6 protein-coding genes are annotated in these 5441 nt (G+C 63.3%); 3 read left to right on the top strand and 3 right to left on the bottom strand.

The genetic code is table 11. The annotated features are described in order from the left end of the window. Positions 1-65: 65 nt before the first annotated feature. Together AAFP05_RS08015 and AAFP05_RS08010 are read right to left on the bottom strand one after the other, a co-directional pair. On the bottom strand, positions 66-224 hold the full coding sequence (locus AAFP05_RS08015) for a hypothetical protein (RefSeq protein ID WP_341729338.1): 159 nt from the start codon (positions 222-224) through the stop codon (positions 66-68). A 5-nt stretch (positions 225-229) separates the two neighbouring features. Continuing rightward, positions 230-1684 (bottom strand): FAD-dependent oxidoreductase, encoded by a 1455-nt coding sequence (locus AAFP05_RS08010; RefSeq protein ID WP_341729337.1) that lies wholly within the window; start codon positions 1682-1684, stop codon positions 230-232. Between the two features lie 318 nt (positions 1685-2002). Between AAFP05_RS08010 and AAFP05_RS08005 the strand changes: the two genes are divergently transcribed. From AAFP05_RS08005 to AAFP05_RS07995, 3 genes are all read left to right on the top strand, one after another. Beyond that, positions 2003-2209 carry a hypothetical protein gene (locus AAFP05_RS08005; protein ID WP_341729336.1) on the top strand — a complete coding sequence of 69 codons (207 nt, stop codon included), beginning with the start codon at positions 2003-2005 and terminating at the stop codon, positions 2207-2209. Between the two features lie 75 nt (positions 2210-2284). Further along, a complete protein-coding gene (gene ppk2 / locus AAFP05_RS08000; RefSeq protein ID WP_341729335.1) occupies positions 2285-3214 on the top strand; it encodes a polyphosphate kinase 2 in 930 nt (309 codons plus the stop codon). A gap of 235 nt (positions 3215-3449) precedes the next feature. Then, positions 3450-4193 carry an alpha/beta hydrolase gene (locus AAFP05_RS07995; RefSeq protein ID WP_341729334.1) on the top strand — a complete coding sequence of 248 codons (744 nt, stop codon included), beginning with the start codon at positions 3450-3452 and terminating at the stop codon, positions 4191-4193. 75 nt (positions 4194-4268) lie between these two features. Here AAFP05_RS07995 and AAFP05_RS07990 read toward each other — a convergent pair. Further along, the coding region (locus AAFP05_RS07990) for a hypothetical protein (RefSeq protein ID WP_341729333.1) at positions 4269-5441 on the bottom strand (1173 nt) is incomplete at its 5' end.

Raw genomic sequence — 5441 nt, 5'->3', positions numbered from 1 at the left:
TCATCAAATGGGCGTAATCGCATGTAGTTAGTCACGCTTCCAAGCCGCTCCGGCCTCCTATGCGTTCAATGTTTGCCTTTGGTGATCAGCCGTAGCATCCGCAGGTTGAAGACCACAAAGCTGCCCGCCTGGGGGAGCAGGCTGCGGCGGTGCTTGAGTGTCTTCTCCGTGGGAAGCGGGGCGCCGCTGACGTCCACTGTGGGAATCGGTGTCTTGTCGTCCATATCAATTACTCCGGGATGAGGAACCAGCCAGGAAGTCCCTTGGCTTTGTAGATGAACAGGTAGTGGAGCATGAGTTTGACCCAATGGCCGTGTAGTCCGAGCTCGCCGCGGGTGTCCTTGATGTCTCGACCGGTCGGGTATTTCGAGTAGTCGGGGACGATCGGCATCATCGTCATGGCTGCCGCTGATCCGGAGCGCAGGCCAGCGCCGGCCGAGGCGACGCAGGCGGCACCCATTTCCGCCATTGATGCATCGTGTGCGGGGGCGGTGCCACCGTGCCGGATCCGGTCGGCGATCGTGAGTGCCACAGTCTTGGCTATCACTCCTGACGGCATGCCCGTGCGTGGTGGTGCCGGGGCAATGAGAGTCCCACGAGGTGATCTGCGCGGCTTCGAGATCTGATGCGGCGGCGCGAAAGCGATCCCCACCGCGAAGATGTTGTCGTGGCCGGGACACTGGTAGGTCCGGGGCCAGTCCTCGGCGCTCCATTGTTCGTAGGGCTTGGCGGAGTAATCCGCGTCCACCTTCATGAACCCGCTCGGGGCAAAGAGTTCGGGCGTGATGTCGTTGCCGTTGCGGTCGTAGGCGGCGAGATCGACTCCGCCGAACGGCGGCAGCAGCATGGCGTAGTCGAACTCCAGCTGGCGATGTTCGCCGTCCAGCGTCTCGAAATGCACGACATTCGGCTCCACCCGCTCGACGTGCACGCCGGTGACTGCCTCGACGCCACGCTCCCGGAACAGCGATTCGGTCCACAGTTTGGAGGTGGTCTGGTAACCCTGCTCGTCGAATACCATGCCGCCGACCCCGAAGTCTCCGAGTTCAGCCTCGTTGGTGAGGTAAATGATCCGGGCACGATCACGGACGCCGGCCTCGCGCAACTCGCTGTCGACGTTGAAGACGTACTCGAAGGCAGCACCCTCGCAGGTGCAGGTGCCGTGACCCATGCCCACGATGATCGTCTGAGGCTCGCCGCGCTTAAGTTTGCCCACGATCTGGCGGAACTGGGCAGCTGCTTCCACCGCGTGATCCGCGGTGTACACCGAGGCGGTAAAGCCGCCGGGTCCCAGACCCTCGGTGGCCGAGAATCGCAGCTTCGGCCCGGTGGCGTTAATGAGGTAGTCGTAGCGGATTCGGTCGGTCTGGCCTGCCCGCGCGGAGTCGGTGCGAACGATGTCGACCGCTCCGCGTAGGTCGTCGGCCTCGCCGTATGGCCGGATCGCGACGGCCTGTGCCTGCTCGAACGAGATTCCCTTCCTGCGATAGATCGGGTCCAAGGGAAAGATCACCTGGCCACGCTTCATCTTTCCGACCCCGACCCAGATATTGGACGGAATCCAGTTCCAGTAGGAATTTGGCGACACCACAGTCACGGTGTGCTCCTTACCCAATTGGCGGCTCAGGTGGAGCGCGGCCGTGTGGCCTGCAATCCCTGCGCCCAGTACAACAACGTCCGACACAGCTTCTCCTCGGTGGCTATGACTTGCTGGCTGAAGCTTGCTTGCTGTGGTGCGGCTACGACCGGAAGCGGTGACGGCTCTGCTGCTGCCTTCGGCCTAGCTGAAAGTGGAAGTCCCAGTCTGCGACGTCCGGTTTCCCGGTGGAGTCACGGCAGGATCCCCGTGGACGAAAGTATACCCCCTGGGGTATGTGGAGTTCCAGCGTGCGGCGGCGTTTTCTTGCGGCGGAACGCCGAGATGACGGGCGATCAGACTGTCAGGGGTTGTGGGCGTCGCCGCTGTCGAGGTTTTGCGCTCTTACCCGAGGAAGCGATAGCGATGCGCACTCAACCAGGGCATAGCGACGGCCGGCCGGGCCGATATCGGGACGCGGCCGGCGGCGCGTATTCAGCCGCCTCGCCTGCCATCGGCGGCGACATCGGCGCCGTGCTGATCGACGGCATCAAGTCCGGCCATGACATCCACGACACGCTCCCCGACGAGTTCGCGAACATGCTGGCCGAGTTTGCCGACCGTGTCCGATGACATCAGCGCCAGATACAACCGGTTGCCCAGGCTAGCCTGTATGTATTCACCAGCGTTGGTGGACGAGGAGGAATAATGACCGGACCAGCCGACCTCGAGCACATCATGCCCGATGCCGATGTGAACCTCCGTGAGTACATCGATCATTTGGTGGACGAGGGTTATTCGGTCGGCGAGGCGCAGGGCCCGGATGCGCAACTGATCGATCCGGGTGGTCGCGCCGTGGAGACATGGCGTGAGGACTATCCCTACGCGGAGATGCTCGATCGCGACACCTATGAGCACGAGAAGTACCTGCTGCAGGTGGAATTGCTCAAACTGCAGTACTGGGGCCAAGACACGGGGATGCGCCACATCATCGTCTTCGAGGGACGAGACGCAGCCGGCAAGGGCGGAACCATCAAGCGTTTCACCGAACACCTCAATCCGCGTGCCTCGCGCGTGGTGGCGCTGACCACTCCGAATAGTCGGGAAAAGGGCCAGTGGTATTTCCAGCGCTACATTCAGCACCTCCCGACCGAAGGGGAGATCGTCTTGTTCGATCGCTCCTGGTACAACAGGGCCGTCGTCGAACGGGTGATGGGATTTTGCACTCCGGACGAGTATGAGGTCTTCATGAAGCAGGCGCCGGAGTTCGAGCGGATGATCATCGACGCAGGTATCCACCTGACCAAGTTCTGGTTCTCTGTCACCCAGCAGGAGCAGCGCACCAGGTTCGCGATCCGGCAGATCGATCCGGTGCGGCGCTGGAAGCTCTCGCCGATGGATCTGGAATCACTTGGACGCTGGGACGCCTATAGCGAGGCCAAGGAAGCAATGTTCGCCAGAACAGATACCGATCATGCGCCCTGGATCACGATCCGCAGCAACGACAAGAAGCGGGGCCGGCTGAATGCGATGCGCTATTTCCTCAGTCAGTTCGAGTACGAAGGCAAGGATCACGCCGTGGTCGACAAAGTCGATCCGATGATCGTCCAGCGCGCTCGCTACACGGTCGGCGACTGAGCTCGTCCGGGGGATCCTGCCCAAACCGGAATCGGTGGTCTTGCCACCCCGGGAAGGTGGGAAAGGTAGCCGCTGTCGTTCGACGGATTCGTTGAGCGCGAGTAGGCTCTGTCATGCCGTGCAATCGAGTGAGGAGGTGGTACCCGTGATCGAACTGAACTGGGTGCTCCCCTCAGGAGACGCGGTCGGACGATAGGTCGTCCCGGAGCACCATAGGCTCCCGAAAGGCACGACCATGCACTTCACTACTGAACGACGCCTCGATGATGGCGTCCGCGAACGCGAGTTCACGCTGGGCGACGTCCCCGGCACCCTCTGGACACCCACCACATCTCCGGCTGTTCCGCTGATTCTGCAGGGACATCCGGGAGGCCTGAGCCGCATGCGACCACGGCTGCAGGCGCGAGCCACACACGCGGCCCGCGAGGGGTTCGCCTCCGCCACAATTGAGCTTCCCGGCGGAGGCAGCCGGTCGGCGTTACCAGACATTGACCGGGCCCGATCCGACCTGCAAGAGGCCATTCGAGCTGGTCAACCGATCACGGACGACATCGTCGATCGGCTTGTGCTGCCACTCGTCGAGCGGGCTGTTCCCGAATGGCGGGCGGTGTTGGACGCGCTGCTCGATCTGCCCGAGATCGACGGGCCCGTCGGGTACTCCGGCGGGGTGATCTCGATCGGAGTCAAGCTCGCCATCGTCGAGCCACGCATCACGGCCGCCGGGTTCTTTGCGGGCAGCTTCGTGCCCCGCAGTATTCTCGCGCAAGCACACCGGGTCACGATCCCGGTGCTGATGCTGCTGCAGTGGGACGACGAGTACAACGACCGCCAGATGGCGCTCGACCTGTTCGACGCATTCGGGTCCCAGGAGAAGACCCTGCACGCCAATATGGGTGGCCACACCGGCGTTCCTCAGCACGAGGGCGAGAACTCCGACGGGTTCTTCATGCGCCATCTCCGGGCGGCCGCGGGCGGATAACTGCTGGGGCGGCGGGCATCCACGGGTGACGCCCGCTGCCTCACCCTCAGCATCTCGCGCGACCGACGCGAGACGCTAACTCGTGACGCGGACGGTGCGATTACGCGCGATAAGCGTGGTCCAGATCATGGCAATGCCGAGTACGAGCAACACGCCTGCGGGCAGCAGGTCGCCGAAGAACCAACCGGTGGAGGCCGGCAGCAGGCGGCTCGTGTCGGTGTTGAAGTAGGCCGAGCTGCCGTGCGGGAACCTGACCTCGCCGCTGTCCAGCACCGTGGCCGCCAGCGTGATCTCGATCGCGGCACCGTCAGTGGCGGTCGCGGCAGCGGTTAGCTCGTAGGCGCCCGCGGTGAGGTCGTCGGGCCACTTCTTTTCATCGCTCACCCAGCGTTCAGCGCTGACACGGGTTGAGAGGAGCTCCAAGTCACCCGGCTTGAGGGTTACCGTGACCGTCGATCCGCGTTGCAGGTCATTTCCCCACAGCGAGACTGTCACATCGTTCATCGTGACGTCCTGGCTCCCATCGTCCCCATACTTCTCCGAATTTCCGTAAGCCGACAGCGAGAGCCCGGGGGAGACGTTGAGCTGCGCCACCGCAGATGCTCCGTAGCCGAGCGACATGCTCGCGACAACGACGGCAAACAAGATCGCGAGCACGAAGTTCAGAGTCTTGGCTCCGGCGACGACCGGAGCTGTGACATCGCTGGCGCCGGCGCTTCGTGCAGCAAGAACTGTGCCGGCGAGAATGCCCGCACCGACGATGACGAAAATGACGACCCAAATCCAGACCTGCAACGCGGTGCGGGTGAGGTCGTAGACCACGAGTCCGAGAATCAGAGCGATCGCGGCGGCGATGATCGGGGTCGCGTAGGCCAGACCGGTGGTGCGCTGTCCGCCCGTGTGTGCGGCGGCTGGCGGCCCCGACTCCGGTTCGGCGGTCTCAGGCCTCACGGCCGGTGCGAGAAACACGAAGCCAGCAAGAATCAGTGCGACCAGCAGCGCTGCGTACAGCACGATTGGGACGTAGAGATTGAACAGGCGGACGACCGGGTCGCGCTCATCAGGACCCGCAAAGAATCCGTTCATGAAGGTGAAGATCACTGCCCATGCGGTGAGGGCTGCGGCGACGATCAGCATCAGGCTGGAGAAGCGCGACACGGCATCTACGAGTCGGCCGCGCGGCTCGTCCGAGGCACGGATCGCTGCGAGGCGCCGCTTCGCCAGCAGGGCACCGATCCCGAGAACCAC

The sequence above is a fragment of the Brooklawnia sp. genome (genome assembly GCF_032229645.1).
Taxonomy (GTDB): Bacteria; Actinomycetota; Actinomycetes; order Propionibacteriales; family Propionibacteriaceae; genus Brooklawnia.
This window is presented reverse-complemented; position numbering and strand designations above follow the sequence as displayed.

Bases quoted from the DNA above. Each gene is read 5' to 3' on its own strand.
- AAFP05_RS08015 (WP_341729338.1), bottom strand. From the start codon at position 224: ATGGACGACAAGACACCGATTCCCACAGTGGACGTCAGCGGCGCCCCG.
- AAFP05_RS08005 (WP_341729336.1), top strand. From the start codon at position 2,003: ATGCGCACTCAACCAGGGCATAGCGACGGCCGGCCGGGCCGATATCGG.
- ppk2 (WP_341729335.1), top strand. From the start codon at position 2,285: ATGACCGGACCAGCCGACCTCGAGCACATCATGCCCGATGCCGATGTG.
- AAFP05_RS07995 (WP_341729334.1), top strand. From the start codon at position 3,450: ATGCACTTCACTACTGAACGACGCCTCGATGATGGCGTCCGCGAACGC.